Raw genomic sequence first — 15,884 nt, 5'->3', positions numbered from 1 at the left:
TCCCGTAGCAACTAAAAAGAGCCGGTCAAATAGCCCCCGCCAACTTGAGCCCGGCGATGGCTGCTGCGTCATACCCCAACTCGTTCAGCACTTCATGATTGTGTGCGCCCAGCTCCGGGCCGACCCAGTCGGCAGACCCCGGTGTGTCGGAAAGCCTTGGCACAATGCCCGGCATCTTGAAGTCTTTACCGTCAGGCAGTTTGGCTTGAAGAAACATTTCACGGGCCAGAAATTGCGGGTCAGTGAACATGTCTTCTGCCGAGAAGATGCGGCTGGCGGGGACTTGTGCGGTGCTCAGTTGTTGGAGCACGGTCTCGAGCGGCAGTGAGGCCACCCAGCGATCAATCACCCCGTACAGTTCGTCCCGGCGAGCATCGCGGCCATCATTGCCGGCAAGCTCAGGATCATTGGCCAGGTCATCGCGGCCGATGATTTGCATGAACCGTTTGAAGATGGCATCGCCGTTGGCCCCGATTTGTACGTGCTTGCCGTCCAGGCTGGTGTGAATGGAGGAGGGCGTAATGCCCGGCATGATATTGCCGGTGCGTTCGCGAATAAAACCGAACACATCGAACTCGGGCACCATGCTTTCCATCATTGCGAAAATCGCTTCGTACAGGGCTACGTCAACCACTTGCCCCTGGCCGCCATTCACCTCGCGATGCCGCAGCGCCATCAGGGCGCCAATCACTCCCCACAATGCGGCAATCGAGTCGCCGATCGAGATGCCGGTGCGCACCGGAGGGCGATCTTCAAAGCCGGTGATGTAACGCAGCCCGCCCATGGACTCACCGACGGCACCAAACCCCGGCTGGTCTTTCATAGGGCCTGTCTGGCCAAAGCCGGACAGGCGCACCATGACCAGCTTGGGGTTCAGTGCATGCAGCACATCCCAGCCCAGGCCGAGCTTTTCCAGAACCCCGGGTCGAAAGTTCTCGATCAGGATATCGGCGTCTGCCAGCAGTGCCTTGAGCACGGTAATGCCCTCGGGATGCTTGAGATTCAGGGTCAGGGATTTTTTGTTGCGGGCCTGGACGAACCACCACAGCGAAGTCCCCTCGTACAGCTTGCGCCATTTGCGCAGCGGATCTCCGCCGTCCGGGGATTCCACCTTGATCACCTGGGCACCGAATTCGGCACAAATGCGCGACGCAAAAGGCCCCGCGATCAGAGTGCCCAGTTCGACGACTTTGAGGCCTGAGAGGGGTTTGGTTGCAAGTGGCATGGGTTGTCCTTGTCCAGGGCGAGCGAGTAGAGCCTTTTAACATAGGCAGCCGCAGGTGTCTTATCTGAGCATTTGCCCCGTTTGCACAAGTGGCTTTGTTCGCGATGGCAGCACTGCATGGCAACAGAAAATCCGCGCAATGTGCATCGTGAGCAAGCTCGCTCCTACAGTTGAGTTGAGCGCAGGCGGGGGTGTATCGGTTAGACTTGGCGCCTTTCTCCGTATCAAGAAGCCCGTTCATGGCCCAGCCGTCCACGACATACAAGTTTGAACTGAACCTCACCGATCTCGATCGCGGGGTGTATGAAAGCGTCAAACAGACCATCGCCCGTCACCCTTCTGAAACTGAAGAGCGCATGACCGTGCGTCTTCTGGCCTACGCCTTCTGGTACAACGAACAGCTGTCTTTTGGTCGTGGTCTTTCGGATGTAGACGAGCCGGCGCTGTGGGAAAAAAGCCTGGATGACCGCGTTTTGCACTGGATCGAAGTTGGTCAGCCCGATGCCGATCGCCTGACCTGGTGCTCGCGCCGTACTGAACGCACCAGTTTGCTGGCCTATGGCAGCTTGCGCGTATGGGAAGGCAAGGTGATCCCGGCGATCAAAAATCTGAAAAACGTCAACATTGCGGCCGTTCCGCAAGAGATTCTTGAAGTTCTCGCTAAAGACATGCCACGCGTTATCAAGTGGGACGTGATGATCAGCGAAGGCACGATTTTCGTGACCGACGATCGCGGTCAACACGAAGTCCAGTTGCAGTGGCTGCAGGGCGAACGCGGTTAACAGATCACCTGAAAACTGCTGCGCTCGACAATACTGCGTTAATAGCAGGCTCGGACTGCTCATTTACACCCCGTAAACTGCGCGTCCTCGCCTGCTTTTGCCTTGTCTTGCCTTCGCTCGCTAGGTTTTCAAGCGACCTGTACAAGTACATTTTTTAATAAGAGCCTCCATCCAGCTTATGCGCATCGAACCTCGTCCACTGCCTGAAATCCTGCCTTTTCTGGGTGAAATGCCGACATTGCTGACGCGCCTGTACGCGGCTCGTGGCGTGCAGTCGCAAGCTGAACTGGACAAGAGCCTGGCGCGGCTGATTCCGTATCAGCAACTCAAGGGCATCGATGCCGCCGTGGATCTGCTGGTGGTGGCACTTGAACAGCGTCAGCGCATTCTGATTGTCGGCGACTTTGACGCCGATGGCGCCACGGCCAGTACCGTTGGCATGCTCGGTTTGCGTTTGCTGGGCGCGGCCCATGTCGATTACCTGGTGCCTAACCGTTTTGAATATGGTTACGGCCTGACCCCCGAAATCGTTCAGGTTGCATTGACCCGTCAGCCACAGCTGCTGATTACGGTCGACAACGGCATTTCCAGTGTCGAAGGCGTGGCTGCGGCGAAAGCGGCCGGGTTGAGTGTTCTGGTCACCGACCACCACTTGCCGGGCAACGAGCTGCCGGCGGCTGATGCCATCGTCAATCCCAACCAGCCGGGCTGCGAGTTTCCGAGCAAGGCGCTGGCGGGGGTAGGGGTGATCTTCTATGTACTGATCGCTTTGCGTGCGCGCCTGAACAGTCTGGGCTGGTATCAAAACGCCAAGGCGCCAAACATTGCCGAACTGCTGGATCTGGTAGCCCTGGGCAGCGTGGCTGACGTGGTGCCGCTGGATGCCAATAACCGGATCCTGGTGCATCAGGGGCTTGAGCGGATTCGGGCCGGGCGTGCGCGGCCGGGGCTCAAGGCCATTCTCGAAGTGGCCAAGCGTGACCATTCGCGCATTACCTCCACCGATCTTGGCTTTATCCTTGGCCCGCGCCTGAATGCTGCCGGTCGCCTGGATGACATGAGTCTGGGTATCGAATGCTTGCTGACCGACGACGCAAATGCAGCGCGGGAAATGGCTGCGCAGCTCGACGAAATGAACCAGGACCGTAAATCCATTGAGCAGGGCATGCAGCGTGAAGCGCTGGCGCAGCTCAAGGAGTTGCCGGTTGAGAGCATGCCGTTCGGTTTGTGTCTGTTCGATCCGGACTGGCACCAGGGTGTAATCGGGATTCTGGCTTCGCGCCTCAAGGAGCGTTATTTCCGCCCCACGTTCGCGTTTGCCGATGCCGGTGACGGCATGCTCAAGGGCTCCGGGCGCTCGGTGCCGGGCTTTCATATTCGCGATGCGCTCAGCGTGGTGGCCGCCCAGCACCCCGAATTGATCAGTAAGTACGGTGGCCACGCCATGGCCGCAGGCCTGACCCTGCCCGAGGCGAATTTTGCGGTATTTTCCAGTGCCTTTGACGCCGAAGTGCGGCGTCAACTGCGCGAAGAAGACCTGACCGGCCGCTTGATGTCGGACGGCAGTCTGGCGGTAGAAGAGTTTAATCTGGAACTGGCGCGGGCCCTGCGCAATGCCGGGCCATGGGGGCAGCACTTCCCCGAGCCACTGTTTCACGGCGTGTTTCAGTTGGTGGAGCAACGCATTGTGGGCGAGCGGCACTTGAAAGTGGTGCTCAAAACCGAGTGTGGCAGCGTAAAGCTGGACGGTATTGCCTTCGGTGTCGACCGTGAAGTGTGGCCGAACCCGACCATTCGCTGGGTTGAATTAGCCTACAAACTCGACCTCAACGAGTTTCGCGGCAACGAAACCGTACAGCTGATGATTGCCCATATCGAACCGCGTTAAGCCTTGGTCATCCCCCTTAATCCTTGTGGGAGCGGGTCAAGCCCGCTCCCACAAGCCGTACGAAAGATGAACCCCACCTCTTGCAGTGTTGTCGACTAGGCTCTAGGTACGCTTGTTCCCTGGAGCCTGCCCACTGTTATTAGAGGTGACCCATGAGTCTGCTGCTCGAACCCTATACCCTGCGCCAACTGACCCTTCTTAACCGCATTGCGGTCTCGCCAATGTGTCAATACTCCAGCGTTGACGGGCTGGCCAATGACTGGCATCTGGTCCACCTCGGAAGCCGTGCGGTTGGCGGCGCCGGCCTGGTTTTTTCCGAAGCTGTGGCGGTAACCCCTGACGGGCGCATCACTGCCCAGGATCTGGGGTTGTGGAACGATGAACAGATAGAGCCTTTGCAGCGCATCACCCGCTTTATTCGGGCCCAGGGTGCAGCGGCCGGAATTCAGCTGGCGCACGCCGGGCGCAAGGCCAGCACCCACCGTCCCTGGCTGGGCAAGCAGGGCAGCGTCAAAGTGGAGGATGGCGGCTGGGTGCCGGTCGGCCCTTCGCCAATAGCCTTTGACCCTCAGCACACTGCGCCGACGCAACTGGATGAAGCTTGCATCAATGACCTCATTCAGGCCTTTGTTGATGCGGCCAGGCGGGCACTTGAGGCAGGTTTCTCGGTGGTTGAAATACACGCTGCCCATGGTTACCTGCTGCATCAATTCCTTTCCCCTCTGAGTAATCAACGGCGCGACCAATACGGTGGCTCGTTTGAAAACCGTATTCGTCTGGTGCTGCAAGTGACCAAGGCCGTGCGTGACGTGTGGCCTGAAGAGTTGCCATTGTTTGTGCGGGTCTCGGCGACCGACTGGGTGGAAGACGGCTGGAATCCGGATGAAACTGTAGAGTTGGCATGCCGCCTCAAAGCGCTGGGGGTCGACCTGATTGATGTGTCCTCAGGTGGCACGGCAGCCAATGCCGAGATCCCTGTTGGTCCGGGTTATCAAACCCGTTTTGCCGAGCGTGTGCGTAAAGAGGCAGGTATCGCTACCGGCACTGTAGGCATGATTACCGAGCCCGCTCAGGCTGAGCATATTCTGCGCACCGGCCAGGCGGACTTGATCCTGCTGGCCCGCGAGTTACTGCGTGATCCGTACTGGCCGTTGCACGCCGACGACGACCTGGGTGGCAAGCAGGCAACCTGGCCGGCCCAGTACCAGCGTGCAACGCACCGGGACCAACCGATACATGAGTCGGATCTGCGCGACTGAAGTCTTCCCCTGACCCCTTTACGAGAGGCTGCTTATGGATACGCGTGGATTGCTCGATCAGTTGCTTAAATCCGGTCAGCAAATGTTGCAGGAAAAAACCGGTGCCCAAGGCAAGTCCTCAAGTTCAAGCCCGGGAGGCCTGGGCGGTTTGCTGGGTGGCGCCGGCGGGTTGGGCGGTTTACTTTCAGGTGCCGGAGGCGGTGCATTGGCGGCAAGTGTGCTGGGGATGTTGCTGGGCAATAAAAGCGCCCGCAAATATGGTGGCCAAGCACTGAGCTACGGCGGGTTGGCTGCACTGGGGGTATTGGCCTACAAAGCCTACGGCAACTGGCAGGCCAACCAGGGTAAGGCGCCGCAAACGGAACCGCAGACTATCGACCGGGTCGCGCCCCAGCAGGTAGAGCAACACAGCCAGGCGATTCTCAAGGCGCTGGTTGCAGCTGCCAAAGCTGATGGCCATATCGACGATCGTGAGCGTCAGTTGATTGATGGGGAGTTCAGCAAGCTGGACAGTGATCCGGCCTTGCAGCAATGGCTGAAAACCGAAATTGACAAGCCACTGGACCCGGCTGAAGTGGCGAGTGCTGCCAGCACACCGGAAATCGCAGCCGAAATGTACATCGCCAGCCTGCTTTTGGTGGATGAAGAGAGCTTTATGGAAAAGGCCTATCTGCAAGAGCTGGCCAAGCAACTGAAGCTCGATCCGGGCTTGAAGGCAGAGCTGGAATCCCAGGTTAAACAGGCCGCTGTATAACCCTTTACTGCAGGAGCGAGCTTGCTCGCGAGCTTTTAAAATTCCGGACAGCTCGTGAGCAAGCTCACTCCTGCAGGCTGTGTTGTTTTCCAGGGTCAAGATATTTGCTTATTGCTGTGAGATCCGTCTCAACGTCCATACGAATCCTCGCGTACCCTCGGCTATACTTCCCATCATTTGAATGGCCCCCGAGGATTGACTGTGAAGAACTGGACGTTGCGCCAACGCATTTTGGCGAGCTTTGCGGTAATCATCGCCATCATGTTGTTGATGGTCGTCGCGGCTTACTCGCGCCTGCTTTCAATCGAAACCAGCGAAGAGACGGTGCGCACCGATTCGGTTCCCGGGGTCTATTACAGCTCGATGATTCGCAGTGCCTGGGTGGACAGCTATGTCCTGACCCTGCAACTGGTGGGTTCGGCCAGCCAGCGCGATCTGAACAACGAAGACCGTAAGCTGTACGCCAGCTACGAAGAACGCTTGAAGCACGAGCTGGATAACTACCGCAGTACCATTTTTGACAAAGAAGACCGTGCCTCTTTCGATACGTTTGAGCAGCTTCACCAGCAATACGCGCAGGTGCTGGCGAACGTAATTGAACTGTATCAAAACAAGCAGTTCGCTCAGGCTCACGCCATGGTCACCGAGCAGTTGGCACCGGCCTGGATGGCTGGACGCAAACAACTCAATGCCCTGATTGACGCCAATCGCATCAAGGCCGCTGAAGCGACCGACACCATCGCTCATTCAGTCATGACCGCCAAAGCCAGCATGCTCATTTCGCTGGTGATTGCCGTACTCGCTGCCGCCCTCTGCGGTTATCTATTGCTGCAAGCGATCATGTCTCCCATGAAGCGCATTGTTTCGATTCTTGAGGTGATGCGTTCCGGTGACCTGAGTTCGCGCCTGAACCTGGAGCGCAAGGACGAATTTGGCGCGGTAGAAACCGGCTTCAACGACATGATGACCGAACTGACCTCGCTGGTCTCTCAAGCCCAGCGCTCCTCGGTCCAGGTCACTACCTCGGTCACTGAAATTGCCGCGACTTCCAAGCAGCAACAAGCCACCGCGACTGAAACCGCAGCCACCACCACTGAAATTGGCGCGACCTCGCGCGAGATCGCAGCCACTTCCCGTGACCTGGTACGTACCATGACCGAAGTCACCTCGGCTGCCGATCAGGCGTCGATACTCGCCGGTTCCGGGCAACAGGGGTTGGCCCGCATGGAAGAAACCATGCATCAGGTCATGGGTGCCGCCGATCTGGTCAACGCCAAGCTGGCGATCCTCAACGAGAAGGCCGGCAATATTAACCAGGTGGTGGTCACCATCGTTAAAGTGGCCGACCAGACCAATCTGCTGTCACTGAACGCCGCGATTGAAGCGGAAAAAGCCGGTGAATACGGCCGCGGCTTTGCCGTGGTCGCTACCGAAGTGCGACGTCTGGCCGATCAGACTGCCGTGGCCACTTACGATATCGAACAGATGGTGCGCGAGATTCAGTCCGCGGTCTCTGCCGGTGTAATGGGCATGGACAAGTTTTCGGAAGAAGTACGCCGCGGCATGTTCGAAGTGACACAGGTGGGAGAGCAGCTATCGCAAATCATCCATCAGGTTCAAGCGCTGGCCCCAAGGGTGTTGATGGTCAACGAGGGCATGCAGGCTCAAGCCACAGGCGCTGAACAGATCAACCTTGCGCTGGTACAGCTGGGCGATGCCAGCAGTCAGACCGTCGAATCCTTGCGTCAGGCCAGTTTTGCGATCGACGAACTCAGTCAGGTTGCCGTCGGGCTGCGCAGTGGCGTTTCGCGTTTTAAAGTCTGATGAGCGCGCCTCTAGCCAAGCCAGCCGGCGTGGCAGCGCCGAACAATCGCCTGTTTCTGGTGTTTCATATCGGCGATGAACGTTATGCCTTGCCGGCCACCGATGTGGTGGAGGTGCTGCCGCGTTTACCGCTAAAACCCATTGCCCAGGCGCCTGATTGGGTCGCCGGCGTATTCGCGCATCGCGGCCAGGTGGTGCCGGTGATCGATGTCAGCGCCATGACCTTCGGTAAAACCGCGGTGGCCCGCACCAGCACCCGGCTGGTACTGGTCAACTACCGCGGGCAACTGCTGGGGTTAATGCTTGAACAAGCCAGCGACACGTTGCGCTGTAACCCGGCAGACTTTCAGCCCTATGGCCTGGATAACCGCGACGCACCGTATCTGGGGCCCGTGCGCAAAGACCAGCATGGCCTTTTGCAGTGGATCAGTGTCGATGAACTGCTGAGCCCGGCAGTCTCTGCATTGATTTTCGCTCCGCGACTCGATGACACCGACCCACAGGTGTGCACATGAGTGACGACCAACGGTTTTTCGATTTTTTGAAACGATGCATTGGTCTGGACGTGGCCTCAGTCGGCCCGGCCATCATCGAGCGCGCTGTTCGTCAACGCTGCATGGCGCTGAACATGAGCGATCATGAAGATTACTGGCAGCGGTTGATCAGCTCCCGGGATGAACAGCAAGCTTTGATCGAATCGGTGATCGTGCCTGAAACCTGGTTCTTTCGTTACCCCGAATCTTTTTCCACGTTGGGACGTCTGGCGACCAAGCGCCTGGCCGAAGTCGGCAGTCGCCGGGCCCTGCGGATCCTGAGCCTGCCATGTTCGACCGGAGAAGAACCCTATTCGATTGCAATGGCGCTGTTTGATGCCGGTTTAGCCGCCCATCAATTCAAGGTCGATGCACTGGATGTCAGCCCGCTCTCGATGCAGCGTGCGCAGCGTGCGCTGTATGGCAAAAATTCATTCCGCGGGCAGCAAACTGATTTTCGCGAACGTTATTTCAGCGATGCAGGTGACGCTTATCAACTGTCGGCCAGGGTCTGCGAGCAAGTCAGTTTTCAGGTCGCCAACTTGCTCGATCCGGCGCTGCTGGCCGGGCAAGCGCCCTATGACTTTGTGTTTTGTCGCAACCTGCTGATTTACTTTGATCTTAAAACCCAGCAGCAGGCACTGGACGTACTCAAGCGACTGACCCGTGAGGACGGCGTGCTGTTTATCGGCCCGGCAGAGGGCAACCTGCTGGGTCGCCTGGGAATGCGCTCGATCGGTGCGCCGCAGTCGTTTGCATTTTGCCATAGCCATGAGCCGCAGCCTGAAGCCCGCCCCGTAATGGCCGAATTCAAGCCCCTCGTGCGTCCGCAGCCGCCTGCACCGCCACCGACCATCCGGCCTTTTACTCCCCGTGCGCAGCCCCAAGTCATTGCGCCGGCCCCGGCGAGTTCGCGGGGCGGTGAGCCCAAGGTCCTGCTTGAACAAATTGCCACTCTGGCTAACGAGGGCAAGAGCCATGAGGCTCGCGCGGCCTGTGAACAACTCTTGCAAGCGCATGGCCCGCAGGCCCAGGCCTATTACTGGCTGGGTCTGCTCAGTGATGTTGAAGGCCGGGCGGCCGAGGCTCAGAGTTTTTATCGCAAGACGCTATACCTTGAGCCCCAGCATTCTGAAGCACTGGCGCACCTGGCGGCCCTTCTGGCCTCGCAGGGCGATACAGCCGGCGCTCAACGCTTGCAGGAGCGCGCGGCCCGTAACGAGCGATCCGTTCACAGCGAGCGTAAACAATGAGCGGTATAACAGCCCATAACCTGATTCACACCGAAGCCCGGGACATCGATGACTGCTGGAACCGTATCGGCATTTACGGTGACAAGTCCTGTCCGGTGCTGCCCGAGCATATTCATTGCCGCAACTGCTCGGTGTATTCGGCTGCCGCGACCCGCTTGCTGGATCGTTACTCATTCGAGCAGGAACATTTAGAGCATTACTCCCCGCAGGAGCATGAGCGAAAAGTCGCAACCCGCTCGCTGATGATTTTTCGCCTGGGGGGGGAATGGCTGGGGTTGACCACGCGCTGCCTGGATGAAGTGGCACCGCTGCAGCCGATTCATTCGCTGCCGCACCAGCGCTCGCGTGCCTTGCTGGGAGTGGCCAATGTGCGTGGCGCCCTGGTGCCGTGCCTGTCACTGGTCGATCTGTTGGGGCTGGATCCGACACTGACAGCGCCGACATCGCTGCGGGTCATGCCGCGCATGTTGATCCTTGCCGCGCCTGGCGGGCCTGTGGTGTTACCGGTGGATGAGGTGGATGGCATCCATAACATTGAAGAGCATGTACTCAATACAGTCTCACTCTCGGGCGAGCAGGCCAGTGCCAAATACACCCGCGGTGTGCTGCAATGGAAAACCCGCAGCCTGCGCTGGCTGGACGAAGAACAATTGCTGGGCGCGATCACCCGGAGCCTGACATGACCCCCGAGCAAATGCGTGATGCCTCGTTGCTTGAGCTGTTCAGTCTTGAGGCCGAGACCCAGACTCAGGTGCTGAATGCCGGCTTGTTGGCCCTGGAACGTAACCCGACCCAGGCCGATCAGCTTGAAGCCTGCATGCGAGCGGCCCACTCGCTCAAGGGCGCCGCGCGAATTGTCGGGGTGGACGCCGGGGTTAGCGTCTCCCATGTCATGGAAGATTGCCTTGTCAGTGCGCAGGAGGGCCGTTTGTACCTGCAGCCCGAGCATATTGATGCCTTGTTGCAGGGCACTGACCTGTTGATGCGCATTGCTACCCCGGGCAGTGCCAATGTCGGCCCGCAAGATATTGATGCCTATGTCACGCTGATGAACAGCCTGCTTGACGGCAACGAGGTGCATGCACAGGCGGCGGCGCCAGCGTTCGATGTGTCGCAATTGTTGTTGATGCCTGAACCGGCCCCGCCGCAGGTTGAACACCGGCCCGAGCCCGAATTGGCGTCTGAGCCTGCGCCCCGTTCCCAGCGCCGTAGCGAGAGTGGTGAGCGGGTGCTGCGAGTTACGGCTGAACGGCTGAACAGCTTGCTCGACCTGTCCAGCAAGTCGCTGGTCGAAACCCAGCGGCTCAAACCCTTCCTGGTGACGTTGCAGCGCCTCAAACGCATGCAAAACAACAGTCTCAAGGCGCTGGATTACCTGAGCGACCAGCTCAAAGTGCTGGACCTGAGCCATGACGTGCAAGAGGCGTTATCCGATGCTCGGCGGATACTGGCTGAGTCCCAGCATTTGCTTGGCGAGCAGGCCGCCGAACTCGACGAGTTTGGCTGGCAGGCGGGCCAGCGGGCGCAATCGCTCTATGACACCGCGCTGGCCTGTCGCATGCGGCCGTTTGCCGATGTGCTGGTGGGGCAGGAGCGCATGGTACGGGATCTGGGCCGCGCCCTGGGCAAGCAGATCCGCCTGGAAATAGAAGGCGAGAAGACCCAGGTTGACCGCGATGTACTGGAAAAGCTCGAAGCGCCACTCACCCATTTACTGCGCAATGCCGTCGATCACGGCATTGAAACGCCGGAGCAGCGACTGCTGGCCGGCAAGCCTGCCGAAGGCCTGATTCGCTTGCGCATCTCGCATCAGGCGGGGTTGCTGGCGCTGCAATTGAGCGATGACGGTGCCGGTGTTGATCTTGAACGTTTGCGCAGGACCATCGTGGAGCGTCAGTTGTCGACGGCTTCAACCGTGGCGCAGCTGAGCGAAGAAGAACTGCTGACCTTCCTCTTCCTGCCGGGCTTTAGCCTGCGTGACACCGTGACCGAAGTCTCCGGGCGAGGTGTCGGCCTGGATGCCGTGCAGCACATGGTGCGCCTGCTGCGCGGCGCCATTGTGCTGGAGCAGACATCGGGGCAGGGCAGCCGTTTCAGTCTGGAAGTGCCGCTGACCCTGTCCGTGGTACGCAGTCTGGTGGTAGAAGTGGCCGACGAGGCGTATGCCTTTCCTCTGGCGCATATCGAACGCATGCGCGACCTGATGCCCGATGAAATCGTCCAGCTCGAAGGCCGTCAGCATTTCTGGCACGAAGGCCGCCATGTAGGGCTGGTGGCGGCCAGTCAGCTGCTGCAACGTCCAGCCAGCCAGAGCGACGATGAAACCCTCAAGGTAGTAGTCATTCGTGAGAGGGATGCGGTGTATGGCGTGGCTGTCGAGCGTTTTGTCGGTGAGCGCACGCTGGTGGTGCTGCCCCTCGATCCGCGTCTGGGCAAGGTCCAGGATATTGCGGCCGGTGCCTTGCTCGACGACGGTTCTGCTGTATTGATTGTCGATGTCGAAGACATGCTGCGATCTGTCGACAAACTGCTCAATACCGGGCGTCTTGAGCGTATTGACCGGCGTAACCGGCACACTGCAGAACTGACCCGCAAACGAATTCTGGTGGTGGATGATTCGCTGACGGTACGTGAGTTGCAGCGCAAGCTGCTGATCAATCGAGGCTACGAAGTGGCTGTGGCGGTGGATGGCATGGACGGCTGGAACGCCCTGCGTGCCGAGCACTTCGATCTATTGATTACCGACATCGACATGCCGCGCATGGATGGCATCGAACTGGTCACGCTTTTACGGCGTGACAGCCGTTTGCAATCGATGCCGGTGATGGTGGTGTCTTACAAAGATCGAGAAGAGGACCGTCGGCGCGGCCTGGATGCAGGAGCCGACTATTATTTAGCCAAAGCCAGTTTCCATGACGATGCCCTGCTTGATGCAGTGGTTGAACTCATAGGAGGAGCCCGGACATGAGAATCGCCATTGTCAACGATATGCCCCTGGCGGTTGAGGCCTTGCGCCGGGCGCTGGCTTACGAGGCTGCCCATCAAGTGGTCTGGGTGGCGGCGAATGGGCTGGAGGCCGTACAGCAGTGCGCCGCCAACACCCCGGACCTGATCCTGATGGACCTGATCATGCCGGTGATGGACGGAGTCGAAGCCACGCGGCGGATCATGGCAGAAAGCCCGTGCGCCATCGTGATTGTCACGGTCGACCGTGAACAGAATGTCCATCGGGTGTTCGAAGCCATGGGCTTTGGCGCGCTGGATGTGGTGGACACTCCCGTGCTCGGCGGGAGCAACCCCAGAGAGGCTGCAGCCCCTTTGCTGCGCAAGATCCTCAATATTGGCTGGTTGATCGGGCAAAGTGAAAAGCGGGTTGCCCAGGTGTCTGCTCAACCCCGGGTCTCGGGTGTACTCGGCGGTCTGGTGGCTATCGGTTCATCGGCAGGTGGCCCGGCCGCCCTTGAAAGCCTGCTCAAAGGGCTGCCGCAGGACTTTGCCGCAGCCATCGTGCTGGTCCAGCATGTCGATCAAGTATTTGCTGCCGGCATGGCTGAGTGGCTGAGCAGCTCGTGCGGCCTGAACGTGCGTCTGGCGCAAGACGGTGAGGCGCCGCAAGTGGGAACGGTTCTGCTGGCCGGGACCAACCACCACATCCGTTTATTGAAGAACGGCACTCTGGCCTATACCGCAGAGCCGGTGAACGAAATATACCGGCCTTCGATAGATGTGTTTTTTGAAAGTATTGCCCGGTACTGGAATGGCGATGCGGTAGGCGTGCTGTTGACCGGCATGGGGCGTGACGGGGCTCAGGGCCTCAAGCTCATGCGCCAGCAAGGTTTTCTCACCATCGCCCAGGATCAGCAGAGCAGTTCGGTGTATGGCATGCCCAAAGCGGCTGCGGCCATCGATGCCGCTGTTGAAATTCGGCCCTTGAACAAGATTGCGCCACGCTTGCTGGAGATATTTGCCAAATGACTGGTAAAACCCCGCAGGACTGGCTTGAAGGTAGTAATTCAGGTGAACGCGCATGAATGACTTGCAGTTGGACGACGTTAAAAGTGACGAAAACTCGGCCATGGTGTTGCTGGTAGACGATCAGGCGATGATCGGCGAAGCCGTACGTCGCGGGCTGGCGCAGGAGCCGAACATAGATTTTCATTTCTGTGCCGATCCCCATCAGGCGATTGCCCAGGCCATTCGCATTAAACCGACGGTGATCCTGCAGGATTTGGTCATGCCGGGGCTAGACGGGCTGACCCTGGTGCGCGAATACCGCAACCACCCGGCCACGCAGAATATCCCGATTATCGTGCTCTCCACCAAGGAAGACCCGCTGATTAAAAGTGCGGCCTTTGCCGCCGGAGCCAATGACTATCTGGTGAAGCTGCCCGATAACATTGAGCTGGTGGCGCGAATCCGTTATCACTCGCGCTCTTACACGACGTTGTTGCAGCGTGATGCGGCTTACCGCGCCTTGCGGGTCAGTCAGCAGCAATTGCTGGACACCAATCTGGTATTGCAGCGGCTGATGAACTCTGACGGTCTGACCGGGCTGTCCAATCGCCGGCATTTCGATGAATACCTGGAGCTGGAGTGGCGCCGTGCCGCGCGCGAGCAGACCCAGCTGTCCTTGTTGATGATCGACGTCGACTATTTCAAGTCTTACAACGACAGCTTTGGGCATCTGGATGGCGATGAAGCGTTGCGCAAGGTGGCCGCGGCCATTCGCGACGCCAGTAGCCGTCCATCGGACTTGCCGGCCCGATACGGTGGTGAAGAATTTGCCATTGTGTTGCCCAATACCTCCTTGGGCGGTGCCCGGCTGGTGGCGGAAAAACTGCGCCAGGCGGTGCAAGTGCTAAAAATCCCGCACATCTCACCCGGTGAAGGCAGCAGCCTGACCATCAGCATTGGTCTGGCGACCCAGACGCCGCAGCAGGGCGGCAACTGCCGTGAGCTTATTTCCGCAGCGGACAAAGGGTTGTACTTGGCCAAGAACAATGGGCGTAACCAGGTAGGGATTGCGTCGTAGTCGCTGGCGAAGGGTTGCGTAGCAACCCGTTTCCTGGAGGCGTGCGCGACCTCATCCCGGCCTTATACCTCGACAGCCACTACAGATGATTCTGACGGCACGATCTGCCTGAATTCATCGAGTCTTACCCCGCTAGACGGGCTGCTGATACGGGCTGTTTACGGTATACTCCCCGGCTTTGTAAAAATCGCCTACGAGTGCCGCCAGCCATGGAAATCAACCCGATCCTTAACAGCATCAAGGACTTGTCAGAGCGCTCCGAAACTATTCGGGGGTATCTTTGACTACGATCAAAAGCATGAGCGTCTGACCGAAGTCAATCGCGAGCTTGAAGATCCGAGTGTCTGGAACAACCCTTCGTACGCCCAGGAACTGGGGCGCGAACGCTCCCTTCTGGCGCAAATCGTTGAAACCCTTGATGAGATGCACACAGGTCTGGCCGATGCCAAAGACCTGCTGCTGATGTCCGCCGAGGAAGAAGACCAGGCCGCTGTCGATGACGTTGCCGCTGAAGTCGAACGTCTGCGCGAAGCCCTTGAAAAACTCGAATTCCGCCGCATGTTCAGCGGTGAGATGGACGCCAACAACGCTTACCTGGACATTCAGGCAGGCTCTGGCGGTACCGAAGCGCAAGACTGGGCCAATATCCTGTTGCGGATGTATTTGCGCTGGGCCGACAAGCGCGGCTTCGATGCCACCATCATGGAGCTGTCTGCCGGTGAAGTGGCCGGGATCAAAGGTGCAACTGTACACATCAAAGGCGAATACGCATTTGGCTGGTTGCGCACCGAGATTGGCGTCCATCGTCTGGTCCGTAAAAGCCCCTACGATTCGGGCAACCGTCGTCACACCTCGTTCTCGGCCGTATTTGTTTCGCCGGAAATCGACGACAACATCGAAATCGACATCAACCCCTCAGACCTGCGAATCGATACCTATCGTTCGTCCGGTGCGGGCGGTCAGCACGTAAACACCACTGACTCGGCCGTGCGTATTACCCACGTTCCGACCAACACTGTGGTGTGCTGCCAGAACGAACGATCCCAGCATGCGAACAAAGACACCGCGATGAAAATGTTGCGGGCACGTCTTTACGAGCAGGAAGTGCAGAAGCGTAACGCTGCCTCCCAGGCCCTGGAAGATACCAAGTCGGATATCGGCTGGGGTCATCAGATCCGCTCGTACGTTCTCGATGCCTCGCGGATCAAGGATTTGCGTACCAATATCGAGCGCAGCGATTGCGACAAGGTACTCGACGGCGATATCGACGAATACCTGATTGCCAGCCTGAAACAAGGGCTGTAAGTCGCGTAACAACACGTAAAGTGCGCAGC

The 15,884-nt window shown here is 58.7% G+C and carries 12 protein-coding genes and 2 pseudogenes; 13 read left to right on the top strand and 1 reads right to left on the bottom strand.

Going from position 1 to position 15,884, the window contains the following annotated elements:
- Positions 1 to 25: 25 nt before the first annotated feature.
- Positions 26 to 1,225 (bottom strand): CaiB/BaiF CoA transferase family protein, encoded by a 1,200-nt coding sequence (locus ACP7BO_RS07125; RefSeq protein ID WP_397454650.1) that lies wholly within the window; start codon positions 1,223 to 1,225, stop codon positions 26 to 28.
- 239 nt (positions 1,226 to 1,464) lie between these two features.
- Between ACP7BO_RS07125 and ACP7BO_RS07120 the strand changes: the two genes are divergently transcribed.
- The 13 genes and pseudogenes from ACP7BO_RS07120 (at position 1,465) to prfB (ending at position 15,855) form a co-directional block, all read left to right on the top strand.
- Positions 1,465 to 2,007 (top strand): YaeQ family protein, encoded by a 543-nt coding sequence (locus ACP7BO_RS07120; RefSeq protein ID WP_016781928.1) that lies wholly within the window; start codon positions 1,465 to 1,467, stop codon positions 2,005 to 2,007.
- 178 nt (positions 2,008 to 2,185) lie between these two features.
- Positions 2,186 to 3,895, top strand: coding sequence for a single-stranded-DNA-specific exonuclease RecJ (gene recJ / locus ACP7BO_RS07115; RefSeq protein ID WP_426209308.1), 1,710 nt, complete (start codon positions 2,186 to 2,188; stop codon positions 3,893 to 3,895).
- Positions 3,896 to 4,047: 152 nt separating this feature from the next.
- Positions 4,048 to 5,154 (top strand): NADH:flavin oxidoreductase/NADH oxidase, encoded by a 1,107-nt coding sequence (locus tag ACP7BO_RS07110; protein ID WP_397454647.1) that lies wholly within the window; start codon positions 4,048 to 4,050, stop codon positions 5,152 to 5,154.
- A gap of 34 nt (positions 5,155 to 5,188) precedes the next feature.
- Positions 5,189 to 5,908 carry a tellurite resistance TerB family protein gene (locus ACP7BO_RS07105; protein ID WP_397454646.1) on the top strand — a complete coding sequence of 240 codons (720 nt, stop codon included), beginning with the start codon at positions 5,189 to 5,191 and terminating at the stop codon, positions 5,906 to 5,908.
- 261 nt (positions 5,909 to 6,169) lie between these two features.
- Positions 6,170 to 6,589 (top strand): annotated as a pseudogene (locus tag ACP7BO_RS07100) (MCP four helix bundle domain-containing protein); the annotation flags it as partial.
- A pseudogene (locus tag ACP7BO_RS07095) lies at positions 6,566 to 7,732 on the top strand (methyl-accepting chemotaxis protein); the annotation flags it as partial. The pseudogenes ACP7BO_RS07100 and ACP7BO_RS07095, both read left to right, overlap by 24 nt.
- The gene (locus ACP7BO_RS07090) at positions 7,732 to 8,247 is read left to right on the top strand and encodes a chemotaxis protein CheW (RefSeq protein ID WP_397454645.1); all 516 of its coding nucleotides are present in this window, start codon (positions 7,732 to 7,734) and stop codon (positions 8,245 to 8,247) included. The pseudogene ACP7BO_RS07095 and the gene ACP7BO_RS07090, both read left to right, overlap by 1 nt.
- Complete coding sequence (locus tag ACP7BO_RS07085) at positions 8,244 to 9,518, top strand: CheR family methyltransferase (protein WP_426209305.1); 1,275 nt, start codon at positions 8,244 to 8,246, stop codon at positions 9,516 to 9,518. The genes ACP7BO_RS07090 and ACP7BO_RS07085 overlap by 4 nt, the downstream gene beginning before the upstream one ends.
- A complete protein-coding gene (locus ACP7BO_RS07080) occupies positions 9,515 to 10,201 on the top strand; it encodes a chemotaxis protein CheW (RefSeq protein ID WP_397454642.1) in 687 nt (228 codons plus the stop codon). The genes ACP7BO_RS07085 and ACP7BO_RS07080 overlap by 4 nt, the downstream gene beginning before the upstream one ends.
- Positions 10,198 to 12,486: a hybrid sensor histidine kinase/response regulator gene (locus ACP7BO_RS07075; protein WP_426209303.1), complete on the top strand. Its 2,289-nt coding sequence runs from the start codon at positions 10,198 to 10,200 to the stop codon at positions 12,484 to 12,486. The genes ACP7BO_RS07080 and ACP7BO_RS07075 overlap by 4 nt, the downstream gene beginning before the upstream one ends.
- A complete protein-coding gene (locus ACP7BO_RS07070) occupies positions 12,483 to 13,493 on the top strand; it encodes a chemotaxis response regulator protein-glutamate methylesterase (protein ID WP_397454640.1) in 1,011 nt (336 codons plus the stop codon). The genes ACP7BO_RS07075 and ACP7BO_RS07070 overlap by 4 nt, the downstream gene beginning before the upstream one ends.
- 52 nt (positions 13,494 to 13,545) lie before the next feature.
- Entirely contained in the window at positions 13,546 to 14,550 is a 1,005-nt protein-coding gene (locus tag ACP7BO_RS07065) for a diguanylate cyclase domain-containing protein (protein WP_426209300.1), read from the top strand.
- Between the two features lie 209 nt (positions 14,551 to 14,759).
- Positions 14,760 to 15,855 (top strand): peptide chain release factor 2 gene (gene prfB, locus ACP7BO_RS07060; RefSeq protein WP_125863035.1). Its coding sequence is split into 2 segments (ribosomal slippage): positions 14,760 to 14,831 and positions 14,833 to 15,855, totalling 1,095 coding nucleotides; the frame shifts between segments, so codons are not numbered across the junction.
- The last annotated feature ends 29 nt before the right edge of the window (positions 15,856 to 15,884 follow it).

The sequence above is a fragment of the Pseudomonas sp. TWR2-1-1 genome (genome assembly GCF_049897045.1).
GTDB lineage: Bacteria > Pseudomonadota > Gammaproteobacteria > Pseudomonadales > Pseudomonadaceae > Aquipseudomonas > Aquipseudomonas versuta.
This window is presented reverse-complemented; position numbering and strand designations above follow the sequence as displayed.

Coding starts and splice junctions, on each gene's coding strand:
- ACP7BO_RS07120 (WP_016781928.1), top strand. CDS start 1,465: ATGGCCCAGCCGTCCACGACATACAAGTTTGAACTGAACCTCACCGAT.
- ACP7BO_RS07075 (WP_426209303.1), top strand. CDS start 10,198: ATGACCCCCGAGCAAATGCGTGATGCCTCGTTGCTTGAGCTGTTCAGT.
- ACP7BO_RS07080 (WP_397454642.1), top strand. CDS start 9,515: ATGAGCGGTATAACAGCCCATAACCTGATTCACACCGAAGCCCGGGAC.
- ACP7BO_RS07065 (WP_426209300.1), top strand. CDS start 13,546: ATGAATGACTTGCAGTTGGACGACGTTAAAAGTGACGAAAACTCGGCC.
- ACP7BO_RS07090 (WP_397454645.1), top strand. CDS start 7,732: ATGAGCGCGCCTCTAGCCAAGCCAGCCGGCGTGGCAGCGCCGAACAAT.
- ACP7BO_RS07085 (WP_426209305.1), top strand. CDS start 8,244: ATGAGTGACGACCAACGGTTTTTCGATTTTTTGAAACGATGCATTGGT.
- ACP7BO_RS07110 (WP_397454647.1), top strand. CDS start 4,048: ATGAGTCTGCTGCTCGAACCCTATACCCTGCGCCAACTGACCCTTCTT.
- recJ (WP_426209308.1), top strand. CDS start 2,186: ATGCGCATCGAACCTCGTCCACTGCCTGAAATCCTGCCTTTTCTGGGT.
- ACP7BO_RS07105 (WP_397454646.1), top strand. CDS start 5,189: ATGGATACGCGTGGATTGCTCGATCAGTTGCTTAAATCCGGTCAGCAA.
- ACP7BO_RS07125 (WP_397454650.1), bottom strand. CDS start 1,225: ATGCCACTTGCAACCAAACCCCTCTCAGGCCTCAAAGTCGTCGAACTG.
- ACP7BO_RS07070 (WP_397454640.1), top strand. CDS start 12,483: ATGAGAATCGCCATTGTCAACGATATGCCCCTGGCGGTTGAGGCCTTG.